Source organism: Bacillus sp. GW821-FHT11D08, from assembly GCF_058808515.1.
In genome coordinates this window covers 373,255-389,835 of the sequence record NZ_JBXARS010000003.1, presented here as the reverse complement: position 1 = coordinate 389,835, position 16,581 = coordinate 373,255, and the positions used below count along the sequence as shown (strand labels likewise).

At 46.2% G+C, this 16,581-nt stretch carries 14 protein-coding genes; 12 read left to right on the top strand and 2 right to left on the bottom strand.

Annotated elements, in window-relative coordinates:
* Nucleotides 1-119: 119 nt before the first annotated feature.
* The 10 genes from AC1RRX_RS08850 (at nucleotide 120) to coaE (ending at nucleotide 12,591) form a co-directional block, all read left to right on the top strand.
* On the top strand, nucleotides 120-530 hold the full coding sequence (locus AC1RRX_RS08850; RefSeq protein WP_015240369.1) for a YjdF family protein: 411 nt from the start codon (nucleotides 120-122) through the stop codon (nucleotides 528-530).
* Between the two features lie 741 nt (nucleotides 531-1,271).
* On the top strand, nucleotides 1,272-2,390 hold the full coding sequence (citZ, locus tag AC1RRX_RS08845) for a citrate synthase (protein ID WP_003152453.1): 1,119 nt from the start codon (nucleotides 1,272-1,274) through the stop codon (nucleotides 2,388-2,390).
* A 160-nt stretch (nucleotides 2,391-2,550) separates the two neighbouring features.
* The gene (icd, locus tag AC1RRX_RS08840; protein WP_007408075.1) at nucleotides 2,551-3,822 is read left to right on the top strand and encodes an NADP-dependent isocitrate dehydrogenase; all 1,272 of its coding nucleotides are present in this window, start codon (nucleotides 2,551-2,553) and stop codon (nucleotides 3,820-3,822) included.
* 45 nt (nucleotides 3,823-3,867) lie between these two features.
* Nucleotides 3,868-4,806, top strand: coding sequence for a malate dehydrogenase (gene mdh, locus AC1RRX_RS08835; RefSeq protein WP_003152455.1), 939 nt, complete (start codon nucleotides 3,868-3,870; stop codon nucleotides 4,804-4,806).
* Between the two features lie 215 nt (nucleotides 4,807-5,021).
* Complete coding sequence (locus tag AC1RRX_RS08830; RefSeq protein WP_014418615.1) at nucleotides 5,022-5,741, top strand: response regulator transcription factor; 720 nt, start codon at nucleotides 5,022-5,024, stop codon at nucleotides 5,739-5,741.
* Complete coding sequence (pnpS, locus tag AC1RRX_RS08825; RefSeq protein WP_144464203.1) at nucleotides 5,734-7,473, top strand: two-component system histidine kinase PnpS; 1,740 nt, start codon at nucleotides 5,734-5,736, stop codon at nucleotides 7,471-7,473. Before AC1RRX_RS08830 ends, pnpS begins: the two co-directional genes overlap by 8 nt.
* Before the next feature lie 246 nt (nucleotides 7,474-7,719).
* Entirely contained in the window at nucleotides 7,720-10,359 is a 2,640-nt protein-coding gene (gene polA / locus AC1RRX_RS08820; RefSeq protein WP_039063397.1) for a DNA polymerase I, read from the top strand.
* 24 nt (nucleotides 10,360-10,383) lie between these two features.
* Nucleotides 10,384-11,247, top strand: coding sequence for a DNA-formamidopyrimidine glycosylase (gene mutM / locus AC1RRX_RS08815; protein ID WP_144464201.1), 864 nt, complete (start codon nucleotides 10,384-10,386; stop codon nucleotides 11,245-11,247).
* A gap of 102 nt (nucleotides 11,248-11,349) precedes the next feature.
* Nucleotides 11,350-11,982 (top strand): sporulation membrane protein YtaF, encoded by a 633-nt coding sequence (gene ytaF, locus AC1RRX_RS08810; protein WP_007408079.1) that lies wholly within the window; start codon nucleotides 11,350-11,352, stop codon nucleotides 11,980-11,982.
* A gap of 15 nt (nucleotides 11,983-11,997) precedes the next feature.
* Nucleotides 11,998-12,591 (top strand): dephospho-CoA kinase, encoded by a 594-nt coding sequence (gene coaE / locus AC1RRX_RS08805; protein ID WP_032873708.1) that lies wholly within the window; start codon nucleotides 11,998-12,000, stop codon nucleotides 12,589-12,591.
* A 38-nt stretch (nucleotides 12,592-12,629) separates the two neighbouring features.
* Here coaE and AC1RRX_RS08800 read toward each other — a convergent pair whose 3' ends face one another.
* Nucleotides 12,630-13,472: an aldo/keto reductase gene (locus AC1RRX_RS08800; RefSeq protein ID WP_007408081.1), complete on the bottom strand. Its 843-nt coding sequence runs from the start codon at nucleotides 13,470-13,472 to the stop codon at nucleotides 12,630-12,632.
* A gap of 58 nt (nucleotides 13,473-13,530) precedes the next feature.
* Nucleotides 13,531-14,730: an MFS transporter gene (locus AC1RRX_RS08795; protein ID WP_144464199.1), complete on the bottom strand. Its 1,200-nt coding sequence runs from the start codon at nucleotides 14,728-14,730 to the stop codon at nucleotides 13,531-13,533.
* Between the two features lie 183 nt (nucleotides 14,731-14,913).
* Here AC1RRX_RS08795 and AC1RRX_RS08790 point away from each other — a divergent pair, with 183 nt between their 5' ends.
* Nucleotides 14,914-15,300, top strand: coding sequence for a winged helix-turn-helix transcriptional regulator (locus AC1RRX_RS08790; protein WP_003152469.1), 387 nt, complete (start codon nucleotides 14,914-14,916; stop codon nucleotides 15,298-15,300).
* A 207-nt stretch (nucleotides 15,301-15,507) separates the two neighbouring features.
* Nucleotides 15,508-16,530 (top strand): glyceraldehyde-3-phosphate dehydrogenase, encoded by a 1,023-nt coding sequence (locus AC1RRX_RS08785; RefSeq protein WP_007408083.1) that lies wholly within the window; start codon nucleotides 15,508-15,510, stop codon nucleotides 16,528-16,530.
* The last annotated feature ends 51 nt before the right edge of the window (nucleotides 16,531-16,581 follow it).

Sequence of the window (16,581 nt, the reverse complement as noted above, 5' to 3'; positions counted from 1 at the left end):
ATGAGAATGAAAAAACACAATTCGGTTGGTAGTCCGGATGCATGATTTAAAATGTCAGTAACCTTCCCCTCCTCGGGATGTCCATCATTCTTCAGTAAATTTAGGAGGAGGGAATCGTTATGAAATTAACGGTTTACTACGATGGTCAGTTTTGGGTAGGAGTCATTGAAGTTGTGAATGACGGGAAATTAAGAGCAATTCGTCATTTGTTTGGACAAGAGCCAAAGGATTCAGAAATAATGCATTTTGTTAATAATCAACTTTTACAGACTCTCTCCCACACTGAACAAGAAGGGGTTTGTGTTAAAGCAAAATCTAAGAAATTAAACCCAAAAAGATTGCAGCGACAAGCTTCTAAAGAAATGAAAAATATCGGGATATCAACTAAGGCACAAAAAGCGATAAAACAGGAGCTTGAAGCAAGAAAAGAAAAGAAAAAACAACTGAATAGAAAACAAAGAGAAAAAATAAAGGAACAAAAATATTTAATCAGAAAACAAAAAGCAAAAGAAAAGCATAGGGGAAAATAGTTGGAGAGCCCGATGAAGCCCTTCGATTGAAAAGTTGAGCGGCATCAGTTAGTTTCTTCGGACTGATTTAGAGAAAAAAGTATAAGTCAGAGCCCTTCTCGAGATGAGGAGGGTTTTTCTGCCATTTATTTAAAATCACTTACATCAGTAAATGAGTCAGTTTCAATTGATGAACGGTTTGATGAGGATATTTACGGCCCGAAAACAGCAAATGCAGTCAATCGATTCCAGTCCATGTGCGTGGAGCCAACTAAAACCAAGACCTGGATTTCTGAAGCTGATCCGAACATTGATTCAGTCGAGTAAACAAAATAACCCCCTTCTCCGGTAAAGAAGGGGGTTAAATTTGAGGTGAAGTTGTCGCGCCTGTCCTTTTAAAGTCTCCTCCAAAACTCCCCCAAATGAAAACATGAGAATACATGGTTTTACAAAGCGCCTGAAAGCCAGCGATTAAATTTATCAACGCAAAACCTTGATATATAGGGCTTTTAAAACATTTTTAGTTAAAAGTCTACAAATTAATCAGATTATTGTTTATAATAAGAATAGGCTTAAACTTAAATAAGCTTATAAGAATTTGTTATGTTCCTCTATAAGCATATCGGTTATGTAACCGCAATCAGTGAAATGTAAGCATTTTCTTAAAGGGGAAAGGGATTGTTTGCATGACTCATTTTAAGTAAGCCGTATGTTTTATATACTCTTTAAAGGGGAATTTTGATTGAAAAGGAGAGGTTGAATATGACAGCAACACGCGGTCTTGAAGGGGTTGTAGCAACAACATCATCTGTAAGCTCTATTATCGACGATACCCTTACATATGTAGGGTACGATATTGACGACTTGACAGAGAATGCAAGTTTTGAAGAAATCATTTATTTGCTGTGGCATCTGCGCCTGCCGAATAAAACGGAACTTGCTGAACTGAAAAAACAGCTTGCGAAAGAAGCTGCCGTTCCACAAGAAATCATTGAGCACTTCAAATCATATCCCCTCAATAACGTACATCCAATGGCTGCGCTCCGGACGGCGATTTCATTACTCGGTCTGACTGACAGTGAAGCCGATGTTATGAATCCGGAAGCGAACTACAGAAAAGCCATCCGTCTGCAGGCGAAAGTGCCGGGCATTGTCGCCGCTTTCTCAAGAATCCGCAAAGGACTTGATCCTGTTGAACCGAAGGAAGAGTACGGAATCGCGGAGAACTTCCTTTACACCTTAAACGGTGAAGAGCCTTCTCCGATCGAAGTGGAAGCGTTTAACAAAGCGCTCATTCTTCATGCGGATCATGAGCTGAACGCATCAACATTTACGGCGAGAGTATGTGTCGCCACCTTATCTGATATTTACTCAGGCATCACTGCCGCCATCGGCGCTTTAAAAGGACCGCTTCACGGCGGAGCCAATGAAGCCGTCATGAAAATGCTGACAGAAATCGGCGAAGTGGAAAACGCCGAGCCTTATATCCGCAGCAAAATGGAGAAAAAGGAAAAAGTAATGGGCTTCGGACACCGTGTGTATAAGCATGGAGACCCGCGCGCCAAACACTTAAAAGAAATGAGCAAACGCCTGACGAATCTGACGGGGGAAAGCAAATGGTATGAGATGTCAATCCGTGTCGAAGAAATCGTGACGTCGGAGAAAAAACTCCCGCCTAACGTTGATTTCTATTCCGCATCTGTATACCACAGTCTCGGCATTGATCACGATCTGTTCACGCCGATCTTTGCGGTCAGCAGAATGTCAGGATGGATCGCCCATATTCTTGAACAGTACGATAACAACCGCCTCATCCGCCCGCGCGCTGATTACACGGGTCCGGATAAGCAGACTTTTGTTCCGATTGATGAAAGAGCCTGATCAAACGGGAGGCTGGTGATTTTCATGTCGTTAGCCTCTTGTTAATCAAGCCCGGATTGGTTTACAATTTTGATAGAATCTTGAGAAAAGTCATTTTATTTTCTATACAAGAAAAATAAAATGTTTTCTAAATATGAATTACATACTGGGAGGTAATATTGTGTCACAAGGTGAAAAAATTACAGTCTCTAATGGAGTATTAAACGTACCAAATAATCCGATTATCCCGTTTATTGAAGGCGACGGCACAGGCCCTGATATTTGGAACGCCGCTTCTAAAGTATTGGAAGCCGCTGTTGAAAAAGCATATAAAGGCGAGAAAAAAATCACGTGGAAAGAAGTTTATGCCGGTGAAAAGGCTTATAATAAAACAGGTGAGTGGCTTCCTGCCGAAACGCTGGAAGACATCAGAGAGTACTTCATCGCCATCAAAGGTCCTCTGACGACACCGGTCGGCGGCGGTATCCGTTCTCTGAACGTGGCGCTGAGACAGGAGCTTGATTTGTTTACGTGCCTGCGCCCTGTCAGATATTTCACGGGAGTGCCTTCTCCGGTCAAACGACCTGAAGATACGGATATGGTCATTTTCCGCGAGAATACGGAAGATATTTATGCCGGAATTGAGTATGCGAAAGGTTCTGAAGAGGTTGAAAAGCTGATCAGCTTCCTGCAAAATGAAATGGGTGTTAACAAAATCCGTTTCCCTGAAACGTCAGGAATCGGCATCAAACCTGTTTCTGAAGAAGGCACAAGCCGCTTAGTCAGAGCTGCCATTGAGTATGCGATCGAAAACGGCCGTAAGTCTGTCACGCTTGTCCACAAAGGAAACATCATGAAGTTCACTGAAGGGGCATTTAAAAACTGGGGCTACGAGCTTGCCGAAAGAGAATACGGAGATAAAGTATTCACTTGGGCTGAATATGACCGCATTGTCGAAAAAGACGGAAAAGAAGCTGCTGATAAAGCGCAGAGCGACGCGGAAGCGGCAGGAAAAATCATCGTCAAAGACAGCATCGCTGATATTTTCCTTCAGCAGATCTTAACCCGTCCGAGCGAATTCGACGTCGTGGCGACAATGAACTTAAACGGAGACTATATCTCTGATGCGCTTGCCGCTCAGGTAGGCGGAATCGGAATCGCGCCGGGAGCGAACATCAACTATGAAACAGGGCATGCGATTTTCGAAGCGACTCACGGAACGGCTCCTAAATATGCCGGCCTTGACAAAGTCAACCCGTCATCCGTCATCCTTTCAGGAGTGCTTCTTCTTGAACACCTGAACTGGAATGAGGCTGCTGACTTGATCATTAAATCTATGGAAAAAACGATTGCTTCAAAAGTAGTAACGTACGATTTTGCTAGATTAATGGACGGCGCAACTGAAGTGAAATGTTCAGAGTTTGGTGAAGAGCTAATTAAAAACATGGACTGAACCTAAAGCAGACTTCTAATGAAGCCAAAAAAGGAGAAGAGAATCATGGGAAAAACACGCAGTAAAGTTTCTGTTATCGGAGCAGGATTTACGGGAGCGACAACAGCCTTTCTGACAGCTCAAAAAGAGCTTGCGGACGTTGTGCTCGTTGATATTCCGCAATTAGAAAACCCGACAAAAGGAAAAGCGCTAGACATGCTCGAAGCAAGTCCGGTTCAAGGATTTGACGCGAAAATCACAGGCACGTCCAACTACGAGGACACAGCCGGTTCTGATATCGTCGTCATCACAGCCGGAATTGCGAGAAAACCGGGCATGAGCCGTGATGATCTCGTATCTACAAACGAAAAAATCATGAGAAGCGTCACACGTGAGATCGTGAAATATTCTCCTGACTGCATTATCGTTGTATTGACAAACCCTGTTGATGCGATGACATATGCGGTGTACAAAGAATCAGGCTTCCCGAAAGAACGCGTCATCGGACAATCCGGAGTGCTTGACACTGCGCGATTCAGAACATTCGTCGCTGAAGAATTAAACCTGTCTGTAAAAGATGTGACCGGTTTTGTTCTTGGCGGACACGGTGACGACATGGTTCCTCTCGTCCGTTATTCCTATGCGGGCGGCATTCCGCTTGAAACGCTTATCCCGAAAGACCGTCTTGATGCGATTGTAGAACGCACAAGAAAAGGCGGCGGGGAAATCGTCAACCTTCTCGGCAACGGAAGCGCCTACTACGCGCCTGCTGCATCACTGACTGAAATGGTAGAAGCCATTTTGAAAGATCAGCGCCGCGTGCTTCCGACCATCGCTTACTTAGAAGGCGAATACGGTCATGAAGGCATTTACTTAGGCGTACCGACAATTATCGGAGGAAACGGCCTAGAGCAAATCATCGAGCTTGAACTGACAGACTATGAAAAAGCGCAGCTGAGTAAATCAGTTGAATCTGTCAAAAACGTGATGAAAGTATTGTCATAAGAAAAAAGGGAAGGCTTCCGAATCAGAAGCCTTCCTCTTTTTACAATTAATGAAAGCGTTTTCTTTTTCCCTGAGCGATCCTTTCTCTGAAAATGATCAAAAAGGCGAATTGTCTGAACGGGCAGTATTGGATAAAATGAAATCATAAAGTGATATGCAGCACATAAAATAGAGAAAATTGGATGTCGGGGAAAATAGACAGCGGAGGGCGCAGCATGAACAAAAAAATTTTAGTTGTAGATGATGAACAATCTATCGTTACTCTTTTACAGTATAATCTGGAACGGTCCGGCTATGATGTCATTACCGCATCAGACGGCGAAGAGGCTCTGGAGCAGGCAGAGAACGAAAATCCAGATTTAATCGTACTGGATGTCATGCTGCCGAAAGTGGACGGAATCGACGTCTGTAAACAGCTCAGACAGCAGAAAATGATGGTTCCGATCTTGATGCTGACAGCAAAAGATGAGGAGTTTGATAAGGTGCTGGGACTGGAGCTCGGAGCGGATGATTACATGACAAAGCCGTTCAGTCCGCGGGAAGTCACTGCGCGGGTGAAAGCCATTTTAAGAAGGGCCGACATTTCTTCGCTGTCACAAGGCAGAGAAGAGGAAAAGGACGGGCAGATCCTCATCGGCGAGCTGAAAATTCTTCCGGAGCATTACGAAGCGTACTTCAAGTCAGAACAGCTGGAATTGACGCCTAAAGAATTTGAACTGCTTCTGTATTTGGGAAAACATAAGGGAAGAGTGCTGACGAGAGATCTTCTGCTGAGCGCGGTCTGGAACTATGATTTTGCCGGGGATACCCGGATTGTTGACGTTCATATCAGTCATCTGCGCGACAAAATCGAATCAAATACCAAAAAACCCATCTATATTAAAACAATCAGAGGTTTGGGGTATAAACTGGAGGAGCCAAAAATGAATGAATAAAGTCCGTGTGCGTCTGTTCGCTTTACTCGTTGTATGTATCATATTGGTTTTCAGTGTTCTCGGCCTTTTTTTACAGCAGCTTATTTCTTCATCCGCTGAAGAAAGAACGGCGGATCAGCTGAAAAAGGAATCGGTATACATAGCGGGCCTTCTTGACACCGGCCGAATCGGCAATAAAAGCAATGAAACGGTAATCCGTGACGCCGGCCGCACCCTCGGTATAAACGTCGCCGTGCTCAACGAGAAGGGTGACGCCGTATATCATTCCGGCAGTCATGCTGATGATTCAGCCGTAAAGGAGTTCATTTCTCACAATAAAAGCGAGGAAGCCGTACAGTCGAAAAGCAAAGTCATCCGCGGCACTGCCGTAAAAAATGACGCCGGGAAAATTGCGGGGTATGTACTCGTTTCCTCTGAGATCAACGGCGGTTCAAGCGTTACCGGAGAAATGTGGGGCATGCTGGCAGCAAGTCTTTGTACCGCTTTTATCATTATCGTTTTCTTTTATACAAACATGACGTCCCGTTACAAAAAATCAATCGACGCCGCGACAAAAGTGGCGACGGAGCTGTCCAAGGGGAATTATGACGCCCGCTCCTACAGCGGTTACGCAAGGCGGTCGGACCGTCTCGGGCGTGCGATGAACAGCCTGGCGGTCGATTTAATGGAAATGACGAGAACGCAGGATATGCAGCGCGATCGTCTGTTAACCGTCATTGAAAATATCGGATCCGGTTTGATTTTAATAGACGGGAGAGGTTTTATCAATCTCGTGAACCGGTCATACACGAAGCAGTTTCATACAAAGCCTGAACGTCTGCTTCGGCGTCTTTACCATGATGCGTTTGAACATGAGGAGATCATTCGGCTTGTCGAAGACATTTTTATGACGGAGACGAAAAAATGCCAGCTGCTCAGACTTCCCATCAACATTGAGCGGCGCTACTTTGAAGTTGACGGCGTTCCGATCATGGGCCCTGACGATGAATGGAAGGGCATCGTCCTCGTCTTTCACGATATGACGGAAATTAAAAAATTGGAGCAGATGAGAAAGGACTTCGTCGCCAATGTCTCCCATGAACTGAAAACACCGATCACCTCGATTAAAGGCTTTACGGAAACACTGTTAGACGGAGCGATGAAAGACGAAAAGGCGCTTTCAGACTTTCTGTCTATCATTCTGAAAGAAAGTGAGCGGCTCCAATCTCTCGTGCAGGATTTACTGGATTTATCCAAGATGGAGCAGCAAAACTTTACGATGCGCGTAGAGTCCTTTGACGCCGCAAAAATTCTGCATGAAATTGAAGCGCTTTTGCGGCATAAGGCTGAGGAAAAAGGCATCAGCTTTCAGCTCGATCTCCCGGAAGAGCCGATTTTTGTGACGGGTGACGCGCACAGGCTGAAGCAGGTATTTTTGAATCTGGCGAACAATGCCCTGACCTACACGCCTGAAAAAGGGACGGTGGGGATTTCGGTACATGTGAAAGAAACCGCTGTCGATATCAAAGTGTCCGATACGGGAATCGGCATTCAGAAGGAAGAGATCCCGCGGATATTTGAGAGATTCTACCGCGTGGATAAAGACAGAAGCCGCAACTCGGGAGGAACCGGGCTCGGCCTCGCCATCGTGAAGCACTTAATAGAAGCCCATGAAGGTAAAATCGAGGTCACAAGCGAGCCGGGACAGGGCACTGTATTTACCGTGACGCTGAAGCGGCAGCCGGAAGCGTGATCAGCTTTACAAAGGATTAACAATTTCTTCATGACCTGTTAAACCTATCTTGTTAGGATATAACAGAACCCCTTCATCCAAGGAGCCAATTTTGACGGCGGGAACGAGTTTTCTTGTTCCCGTCCTTTTTTGCGTTTTCGCAGGGTTCGCTCATTTTCCTTTCAAATTGAACTTTGTTAAAATAAGAGAAGCTGTGAGATTAAAAAATAGAGGAATGACGAGCTTTTGCTCTTAGGAGGATATTGAATGACGGAACGAAAAAAATTAGTGCTTGTCGACGGAAACAGTCTGGCGTACCGGGCGTTTTTTGCATTGCCGCTTTTAAGCAATGAAAAAGGCATCCATACAAATGCCGTATACGGGTTTGCGATGATTTTAATGAAAATGCTGGAAGATGAAAAGCCGACCCACATGCTGGTGGCTTTTGATGCGGGAAAAACCACTTTCCGCCACAGCACGTTTAAAGAATATAAAGGCGGAAGACAAAAAACGCCGCCGGAGCTTTCAGAACAGATGCCGTTCATCCGCGAGCTCCTTGATGCCTATAACATCAGCCGCTACGAGCTTCCTGAATATGAAGCGGACGATATTATCGGCACCCTTGCCGTATCTGCTGAAAAAGAAGGCTTCGAAGTAAAGGTAGTTTCGGGGGACAAGGACTTAACCCAGCTTGCAACCGGGAAAACGACCGTTGCCATTACGAGAAAAGGCATTACCGACGTGGAAGATTACACGCCGGAGCACGTGCAAGAAAAGTACGGTCTGACCCCTTTGCAAATCATTGATATGAAGGGATTAATGGGGGATTCATCCGATAACATACCGGGCGTCCCCGGCGTCGGAGAAAAAACCGCGATTAAGCTTTTAAAGCAGTTCCATTCAGTTGAGAAACTGCTTGATTCCATTGATGAAGTCAGCGGAAAAAAATTAAAAGAAAAGCTCGAAGAATATAAGGAACAAGCCCTGATGAGCAAAGAGCTGGCGACGATTATGACAAATGCGCCGATTGAAGTCAAGCCCGAAGATTTAGATTACCAAGGGTTTGACCGTGAACAAGTTGTTGCCATTTTTAAAGACCTGGGTTTTAATACGCTTCTTGAGCGGCTCGGTGAAGAAAGCGGCGAAACGGCGGAAGAAAATTTTGAAGACATCAATGTCGAAACGGCAGAAGAAATCACCGAAGATATGCTCGTTTCGCCGTCCGCTTTGGTCGTCGAACAAATCGGTGATAACTATCACGAAGAACCGATCCTCGGCTTTTCCATCGTGAATGAAACAGGTCTTTATTATATTCCGAAAGAAATCGCCATTCAGTCTGAAACTTTTAAATCTTGGGCTGAAGATGAATCGATGAAAAAGTGGGTGTTCGACAGCAAACGTTCCGTCGTCGCTTTGCGCTGGCAGGGAATTGAGCTGAAGGGAACGGAATTTGACGCGCTTCTTGCTGCCTACATTATAAACCCGGGCAATTCGTACGACGATGTCGCGAGCGTAGCGAAAGAATACGGGCTGAATATCGTTTCAAAAGATGAAGCGGTATACGGAAAAGGCGCAAAGCGCGCCGTTCCGGCTGAAAAAGAGCTTGCCGATCATCTCGCGCGGAAAGCGTCTGCCGTTAACAGCCTCCGTGACAAACTGCTCGACGCTTTGGAAGAAAATAATCAGCTTGAATTATATGAAGATCTCGAACTCCCGCTTGCGCTAATTCTCGGAGAAATGGAATCAATGGGCGTCAAAGTGGATGTTGAAAGACTGAAGCGAATGGGCGAAGAGCTCAAGGCAAAGCTGAAAGAATATGAAGAAAAAATCCATGACATCGCCGGTGAGCCGTTTAACATCAATTCACCAAAACAGCTCGGCGTCATTCTGTTTGAAAAGCTCGGCCTGCCGCCAGTAAAGAAAACAAAAACAGGCTATTCCACTTCAGCCGATGTGCTTGAGAAGCTCGCAGACAAACATGATATCGTCGCGCACATTCTGCAATACAGACAAATCGGCAAACTCCAATCGACTTATATTGAAGGGCTGCTGAAGGTCACGCGCAAGGATTCTCATAAGGTGCATACACGATTCAATCAGGCATTGACTCAAACCGGACGCCTCAGCTCAACGGATCCGAACCTGCAAAATATTCCGATCCGGCTGGAGGAAGGGCGGAAAATCCGTCAGGCTTTCGTACCGTCCGAACCGGACTGGCTTATTTTCGCCGCCGATTATTCACAAATTGAATTAAGGGTGCTTGCGCATATTTCAAAAGATGAAAATCTGATTGAAGCGTTTACGAATGACATGGACATTCACACAAAAACCGCCATGGACGTGTTTCATGTCAGTGAAGATGAAGTGACACAAGCGATGCGCCGCCAGGCAAAGGCCGTCAATTTCGGCATTGTTTACGGCATCAGTGATTACGGGCTGTCACAAAACCTCGGCATCACCCGGAAAGAAGCGGGCGCTTTTATAGACCGCTATTTGGAGAGCTTCCCGGGCGTTAAGGCGTATATGGAAGAATCGGTGCAGGAAGCGAAGCAAAAAGGATATGTCACGACCCTTATGCAGCGCCGCCGCTATATTCCTGAGCTGACCAGCCGCAACTTCAACCTGCGGAGCTTTGCGGAACGAACGGCCATGAATACGCCGATTCAGGGAAGCGCCGCCGATATTATTAAAAAAGCCATGATTGACATGGCAGCTGAGCTGAAAGAAAAAAACCTGAAGGCGCGACTGCTGCTTCAGGTGCACGATGAATTGATTTTTGAAGCGCCTAAGGAAGAAATTGAAATATTAGAGAAGCTGGTTCCTGAAGTGATGGAGCATGCTTTGGCATTAGACGTGCCGCTGAAGGCGGATTATGCTTCAGGGCCGTCTTGGTACGATGCAAAATAAACAGAGAAAAAGGAAGTGATGATTGTGCCGGAATTACCAGAAGTTGAAACGGTCCGGCGCACTCTGACCGGTCTTGTGAAGGGGAAAACGATTGAATCGGCGGATATCAGATGGCCGAATATCATCAAAAAACCCGCCGAGCCGGAGGAATTCGCGCGGCAGATTGCAGGAGAAACAATCCGATCCATCGGAAGAAGGGGAAAGTTTTTGCTTTTCCATCTGGATCATTATGTCATGGTGTCCCACCTGCGGATGGAGGGGAAATACGGTCTTCATCAGGCCGATGAGCCTGACGATAAACATGTGCACGTCGTGTTTCACATGACGGACGGAACACAGCTCCGCTACCGGGATGTCCGGAAATTCGGCACGATGCATTTGTTTGCGCCGGGAGAGGAACAGAATGCATTACCGCTTTCACAGCTCGGGCCCGAACCCGATGATGAAGCATTTACCGCTGCTTATTTAAAAGAGCGGCTTGCAAAAACGAACCGCGCAGTGAAAACAGCCCTGCTCGACCAAAAAGCGGTCGTCGGCCTCGGCAATATTTATGTCGATGAAGCTTTATTCCGGGCGCGTATTCATCCTGAGACAAAAGCGAACAGTCTGTCAGACGGGCAGATAAAAACGCTTCATACAGAAATTAAAGACACCCTTCAGGAAGCGATTGACGCGGGCGGGAGCACCGTCCGGTCTTATATCAATTCTCAAGGGGAGATCGGAATGTTTCAGCTCAAACATTACGTATACGGCAAAAAGGATGAACCGTGCAAAACGTGCGGCACGATGATTTCTAAAATCGTGGTCGGCGGAAGGGGTACGCATTTTTGCGCCCGCTGCCAAAAAAATCATAAACTGAAGCGGTTCAAGCAGGCGGCAGCAGAATGACTTTTTTCTAACACAGTTGATGACCTTTCTCCATATATATATTGTGATTCACCCAATAGGCATATGTCACAATTGCCGATCAAGAGAAAGGGAGAAACGGATATGGAGATTGTTTCTTTGCTGCTTTTGGCTTTTGCTGTCAGCTTGGACAGTTTTTCAGTCGGGTTTACGTATGGTTTGAGAAAAATGAAAATCCCGTTCAAAGCGATTGCCGTGATCGCTTGCTGTTCAGCCTCTGTGATGTTTATATCCATGCTGATCGGCCATTTTCTGACAAAGATTTTTCCCGTATCCGTCACGGAAAAACTGGGCGGACTGATCTTAATCGGAATCGGGGCATGGGTCATCTGGCAATTTTTCAAACCGGCTAAAGAGCCGGATTACTTATTGCATGAAAAAACGTTACTTAATCTTGAAGTGAAATCGCTCGGCATCGTCATTCATATTTTGAAAAAACCGACCAGCGCCGATATTGATCAATCCGGAACCATTAACGGAGTCGAGGCGCTTCTGCTCGGTATCGCCTTATCCATTGACGCGTTTGGCGCCGGGCTGGGAGCGGCCATTCTCGGCTTTTCTCCGGTTATGATGAGCGTGACTGTCGGGCTGATGAGCTCGCTGTTTGTTTCACTCGGCATAAACTCGGGGCATTTGCTTTCAAGATGGAATTGGATAGATAAAATGACATTTTTGCCGGGAGTCCTGCTGATTATCATCGGGATTTGGAAAATGTAAGAAGGAGTGGGCTTTTTGAGCTTGGTCATCGGTTTAACGGGAGGCATCGCAAGCGGCAAAAGCACGGTAGCGCGTATGCTGATCGACAAAAAAATAACAGTCATTGATGCGGATGTCATCGCAAAACAGGCGGTGGAAAAAGGAATGCCGGCTTACGGACAAATTGTGGAAGCATTCGGAAAAGACATCCTGCTGGAAAACGGCGATATTGACAGAAAAAAACTCGGTTCTATCGTTTTCACTGACGAACAGAAGCGTCTGAAGCTGAATCAGATCGTTCATCCGGCGGTGCGTGCGGAAATGCTGAAACAGCGGGATGAAGCCGTTGCGCGAAAAGAGCAGTTCGTCGTTTTGGATATACCGCTTTTGTATGAAAGCGGGCTTGATTATCTTGTCGGCAAGGTGCTCGTCGTCACCGTACCGGCAGACATTCAGCTTAAACGGCTGATGGAGCGGAATTCCCTTACAGAAGAAGAAGCGATGAGCCGGATAACGTCGCAAATGCCTTTAGCGGATAAAACAAAAAAAGCTGACGCCGTCATTGATAACAGCGGCAGTCTTGAATATACAAAGCACCAGCTTGAGGAAGTATTGAGCGGCTGGGCATAAACAAACACCGTTCGGAAAGCCGAACGGTGTTTTTCTGGTTAAAAATCAAAATTGTCAGGATCAGGACCGACACGGAGATTTTCGTTCAGATCATCAATCCGCTTCATATCGTCAGCTGACAGTTCGAAATCAAAGACATTTGCATTTTCTTCAATACGGTGTTTTTTCGTTGATTTCGGAATGGTGATGACACCGTTCTGCAAATCCCAGCGCAAAATCACTTGGGCGGCTGATTTGCCGTACTTCTCAGCGATTTCCTGTAAGACGGTGTGATCAAGCAGCTGACCTTGCATCAATGGCGACCACGCTTCAAGCTGAATGCCTTGTTCAGTGCAGAAAGCAAGCAGTTCTTTCTGTGTCAGACGAGGATGGTACTCCACCTGGTTGATCATCGGCTTGATTTCCGTCTCTTTCATGAGATGTTTCAGATGGTGAATTTGGAAATTGCTGACCCCGATCGCCTTAATGCGTCCATCCCGGTAGAGAGTTTCGAGCGCCCGCCACGCATCGATGTACTTTCCTTCGACAGGCCAATGGATCAAATATAAATCCAAATAATCTAAACCGAGTTTTTCTAAGCTTGTGTCAAACGCTTTTAACGTTTCTTCATATCCTAAATCGGCATTCCACACTTTTGACGTGACAAAAATGTCTTCACGTTTTAATCCCGCTTCTTGCAGCCCTTGGCGGATGCCTTCGCCGACACCTTCTTCATTTCCGTAAATCGCGGCGGTATCAACGCTGCGATAGCCGTGCACCAATGCCGTTTTCACCGCGTTGACGAGTTCCGCGCCTTCCTCTACTTTGAAAACTCCGATGCCGAACCAAGGCATCTCTACTCCGTTATGCAATGTTGCTTTTGCTTGTAAATGTGTTGTCATGTATATATTCCTCCTATTAGTTGTCTGTTGAAACAATCAAAATGCGCTGAAGAAAAACTCACCTCCTTTCAAGGGCAGTGCGATCCCGCTTTTCAAGCTTCCTGCTCCATCCGGTTAATACGACCGCGCTGAGCACCATCAGCGACCCGATCCAAGCGGTATGAATGATTCCGATTGAGTCTGTAATGATTCCGCCGGCAAACGAGCCGATCGCGATTCCGGCATTAAATGCCGCGATATTTAATGCTGATGCTGTATCAACGGCGCTTGGCGCAAAACGTTCACTCAGCATCACGACATATACCTGAAGCCCCGGCACATTCATAAACGCCAACAGCCCCATGAAAATAATGGTGATCAGCCCGGCTGTTTTAAACGGCGCGGTAAAAGTCAGAACAAACAGCACAGCAGCCTGGACAATGAACATATAAAACAAGGCTTTCAGCGGATTTCGGTTTGATAAACGGCCGCCAATCATGTTTCCGATGGCAATCGCAATTCCGTAAATGAGCAGGATGGCCGCGAAGGTTTCTTTCTGAAAACCGGTTACCTCCTGAAGAAGCGGAGATAAATACGTAAACACGACAAACGTTCCGCCGTAGCCTAACGCGGTAATGATAAATAAAAGCAATAACCGGCCGTTTGTGACGAGTTTGACCTGCTCGGCAAATGCGGTTTTCGTCCCTTTGCGCAAATGTGACGGAACGAGAAGCGCGTTTGTGAGGAATGCGATGATTCCTACCGCCACAATGACGGCAAATGCGATTCTCCATCCGAATTGCTGGCCGAGATAGGTGCCGAATGGAACGCCGGTCACCGTAGCCACCGTCAGCCCCGTAAACATGATAGAAATCGCGCTTGCTCTTTTATGCTCCGGCACGATATTGGCGGCGATTGTTGCCCCGATTGACATGAAAATGCCGTGGGAAAAAGCCGAAATGACCCGTGCCGCCAGTAAGACGCCGATTGAGGAAGCGCTCGCTGCGAGTGTATTTCCGGCGATAAAAATTAACATCACCCAGAGCAGCAGCGTTTTCCGCGACATGCCGGATGTGAGAGACGTTAAAACCGGCGCGCCGAATGTCACGCCCAGAGCATACATGGAAACGGTAAGTCCCGCCGTGGTCACAGGTATATGCAGATCTTGAGATATAAGCGGCAGCAGCCCGACGCTGATAAATTCGGTTGTGCCGATCGCAAAAGCGCTGACGGCTAATGCCAGCAGCGCTGGTAAATAGCTTTGGCGATGTGAAGACATCTGTTTTCCTCCTTGAACGATAATGTATGGTTGAAATGATGCCGGGTAAACGATATAAGTATAAGAGTACATTCCTTTTCAGCCGGCAAATGTCATTATGATCGATAGAAGTGTCATTGAAAAGAACGTACTTTTAAGTGCCATAGGCACTTTTTAGTTCCTATAGATGAGGAGGAATTACCGTTGCTGAAGAAAAAATACAATATATCCGTAGAGGCGGCGCTTGAAGTGATCGGCGGAAAATGGAAGTGTGTGATCCTCTGCCACCTCATGCGCGGGAAAAAACGGACAAGCGAATTGAAGCGGCTTATGCCGGACATCACCCAGAAGATGCTGACACAGCAATTGCGGGAGCTGGAAGCTGACGGCGTCATCAACCGGATCGTATACAATCAGGTGCCGCCGAAAGTGGAATACGAGCTGAGTGAATACGGGCACAGTCTGGAAAGAATTTTAAACGCGCTGTGCGACTGGGGCGCGATGCATATTGCTAAACGGTACGGCGAGGTGTCTTCCGTTTTAGAGGACAGCATTTTAAATGACAAATTTAAAGAACCGGGACAAATATAAGAAAAAAGCAGGCAGCCTGAGACGCTGATCCTGCTTTTTTTATGGAAGAAAAATCATTTTATATGCAAAAAAACCGATTGAACAACATATTGATCGGTATAAGGGTGGATTTTTATCAAGTTGTACTGGCGGATTTCTTTTAATGTGTTATACTATATATAAATAAAGGTAAATTAGAGTGGCATATTAAAAAGGGGTGACCTGAGCATGAAGGTAAAAGTAGCAATCAACGGGTTTGGAAGAATCGGAAGAATGGTGTTCAGAAAAGCAATGGAAGATGATCAAATTCAAATAACAGCCATTAATGCAAGCTATCCCCCGGAAACGCTTGCTCATTTGATAAAGTATGACACAATTCACGGCAAATACGATCAAGAAGTTGAGACCTCCGACGACAGCCTGATCGTCAACGGAAAACATATTATGCTGTTCAATCGCCGGGACCCGAGAGAGCTTCCGTGGAAAGAATGCGGAATAGACATCGTCGTAGAGGCAACGGGAAAATTTAATTCAAAAGAAAAAGCAATGAGCCATATTGAAGCAGGGGCGAAAAAAGTCATTTTAACGGCTCCGGGCAAAAATGAAGACGTTACCATTGTCATGGGAGTAAATGAAGAGCAGTTCAATCCCGATGAACATGTCATTATTTCAAATGCATCCTGCACGACAAACTGTCTTGCGCCGGTCGTCAAAGTGCTTGATCAGGAATTCGGGATTGAAAGCGGCCTGATGACGACTGTTCACGCTTACACGAATGATCAAAAAAATATCGACAATCCGCATAAAGATCTGCGGAGGGCGAGAGCGTGCGGAGAATCCATCATTCCGACTTCTACAGGCGCCGCCAAAGCGCTGTCGCTCGTGCTTCCTCATTTGAAAGGAAAACTTCACGGTCTCGCTTTGCGTGTTCCCGTTCCGAATGTGTCATTAGTGGACCTTGTCTGCGATCTGAAAACAGATGTGTCGGCCGAGCAAGTGAACGCCGCTTTCCAAAGAGCCGCAAAAACGTCGATGTACGGCATTCTTGATTATTCGGATGAGCCGCTCGTTTCTTCGGATTATAATACGAATTCACACTCTGCGATCATCGACGGTCTGACAACGATGGTGATGGAAGACCGAAAAGTAAAGGTGCTCGCCTGGTATGACAATGAATGGGGATATTCCTGCCGGGTCGTTGATCTTATCCGTCACGTCGCCGCGCGAATGAAACACCCGTCAGCTGTGTAGACTAAAGATCATGGACATTTGTTAGAAAAAAACCCTTAACGGCATATTCGC

What these genes read in the sequence shown, in the direction of transcription:
- AC1RRX_RS08800 (WP_007408081.1), bottom strand. Translation starts at nt 13,472, where the DNA reads ATGACAACACATTTACAAGCAAAAGCAACATTGCATAACGGAGTAGAG.
- citZ (WP_003152453.1), top strand. Translation starts at nt 1,272, where the DNA reads ATGACAGCAACACGCGGTCTTGAAGGGGTTGTAGCAACAACATCATCT.
- pnpS (WP_144464203.1), top strand. Translation starts at nt 5,734, where the DNA reads ATGAATAAAGTCCGTGTGCGTCTGTTCGCTTTACTCGTTGTATGTATC.
- AC1RRX_RS08850 (WP_015240369.1), top strand. Translation starts at nt 120, where the DNA reads ATGAAATTAACGGTTTACTACGATGGTCAGTTTTGGGTAGGAGTCATT.
- mdh (WP_003152455.1), top strand. Translation starts at nt 3,868, where the DNA reads ATGGGAAAAACACGCAGTAAAGTTTCTGTTATCGGAGCAGGATTTACG.
- polA (WP_039063397.1), top strand. Translation starts at nt 7,720, where the DNA reads ATGACGGAACGAAAAAAATTAGTGCTTGTCGACGGAAACAGTCTGGCG.
- AC1RRX_RS08795 (WP_144464199.1), bottom strand. Translation starts at nt 14,730, where the DNA reads ATGTCTTCACATCGCCAAAGCTATTTACCAGCGCTGCTGGCATTAGCC.
- ytaF (WP_007408079.1), top strand. Translation starts at nt 11,350, where the DNA reads ATGGAGATTGTTTCTTTGCTGCTTTTGGCTTTTGCTGTCAGCTTGGAC.
- AC1RRX_RS08830 (WP_014418615.1), top strand. Translation starts at nt 5,022, where the DNA reads ATGAACAAAAAAATTTTAGTTGTAGATGATGAACAATCTATCGTTACT.
- AC1RRX_RS08785 (WP_007408083.1), top strand. Translation starts at nt 15,508, where the DNA reads ATGAAGGTAAAAGTAGCAATCAACGGGTTTGGAAGAATCGGAAGAATG.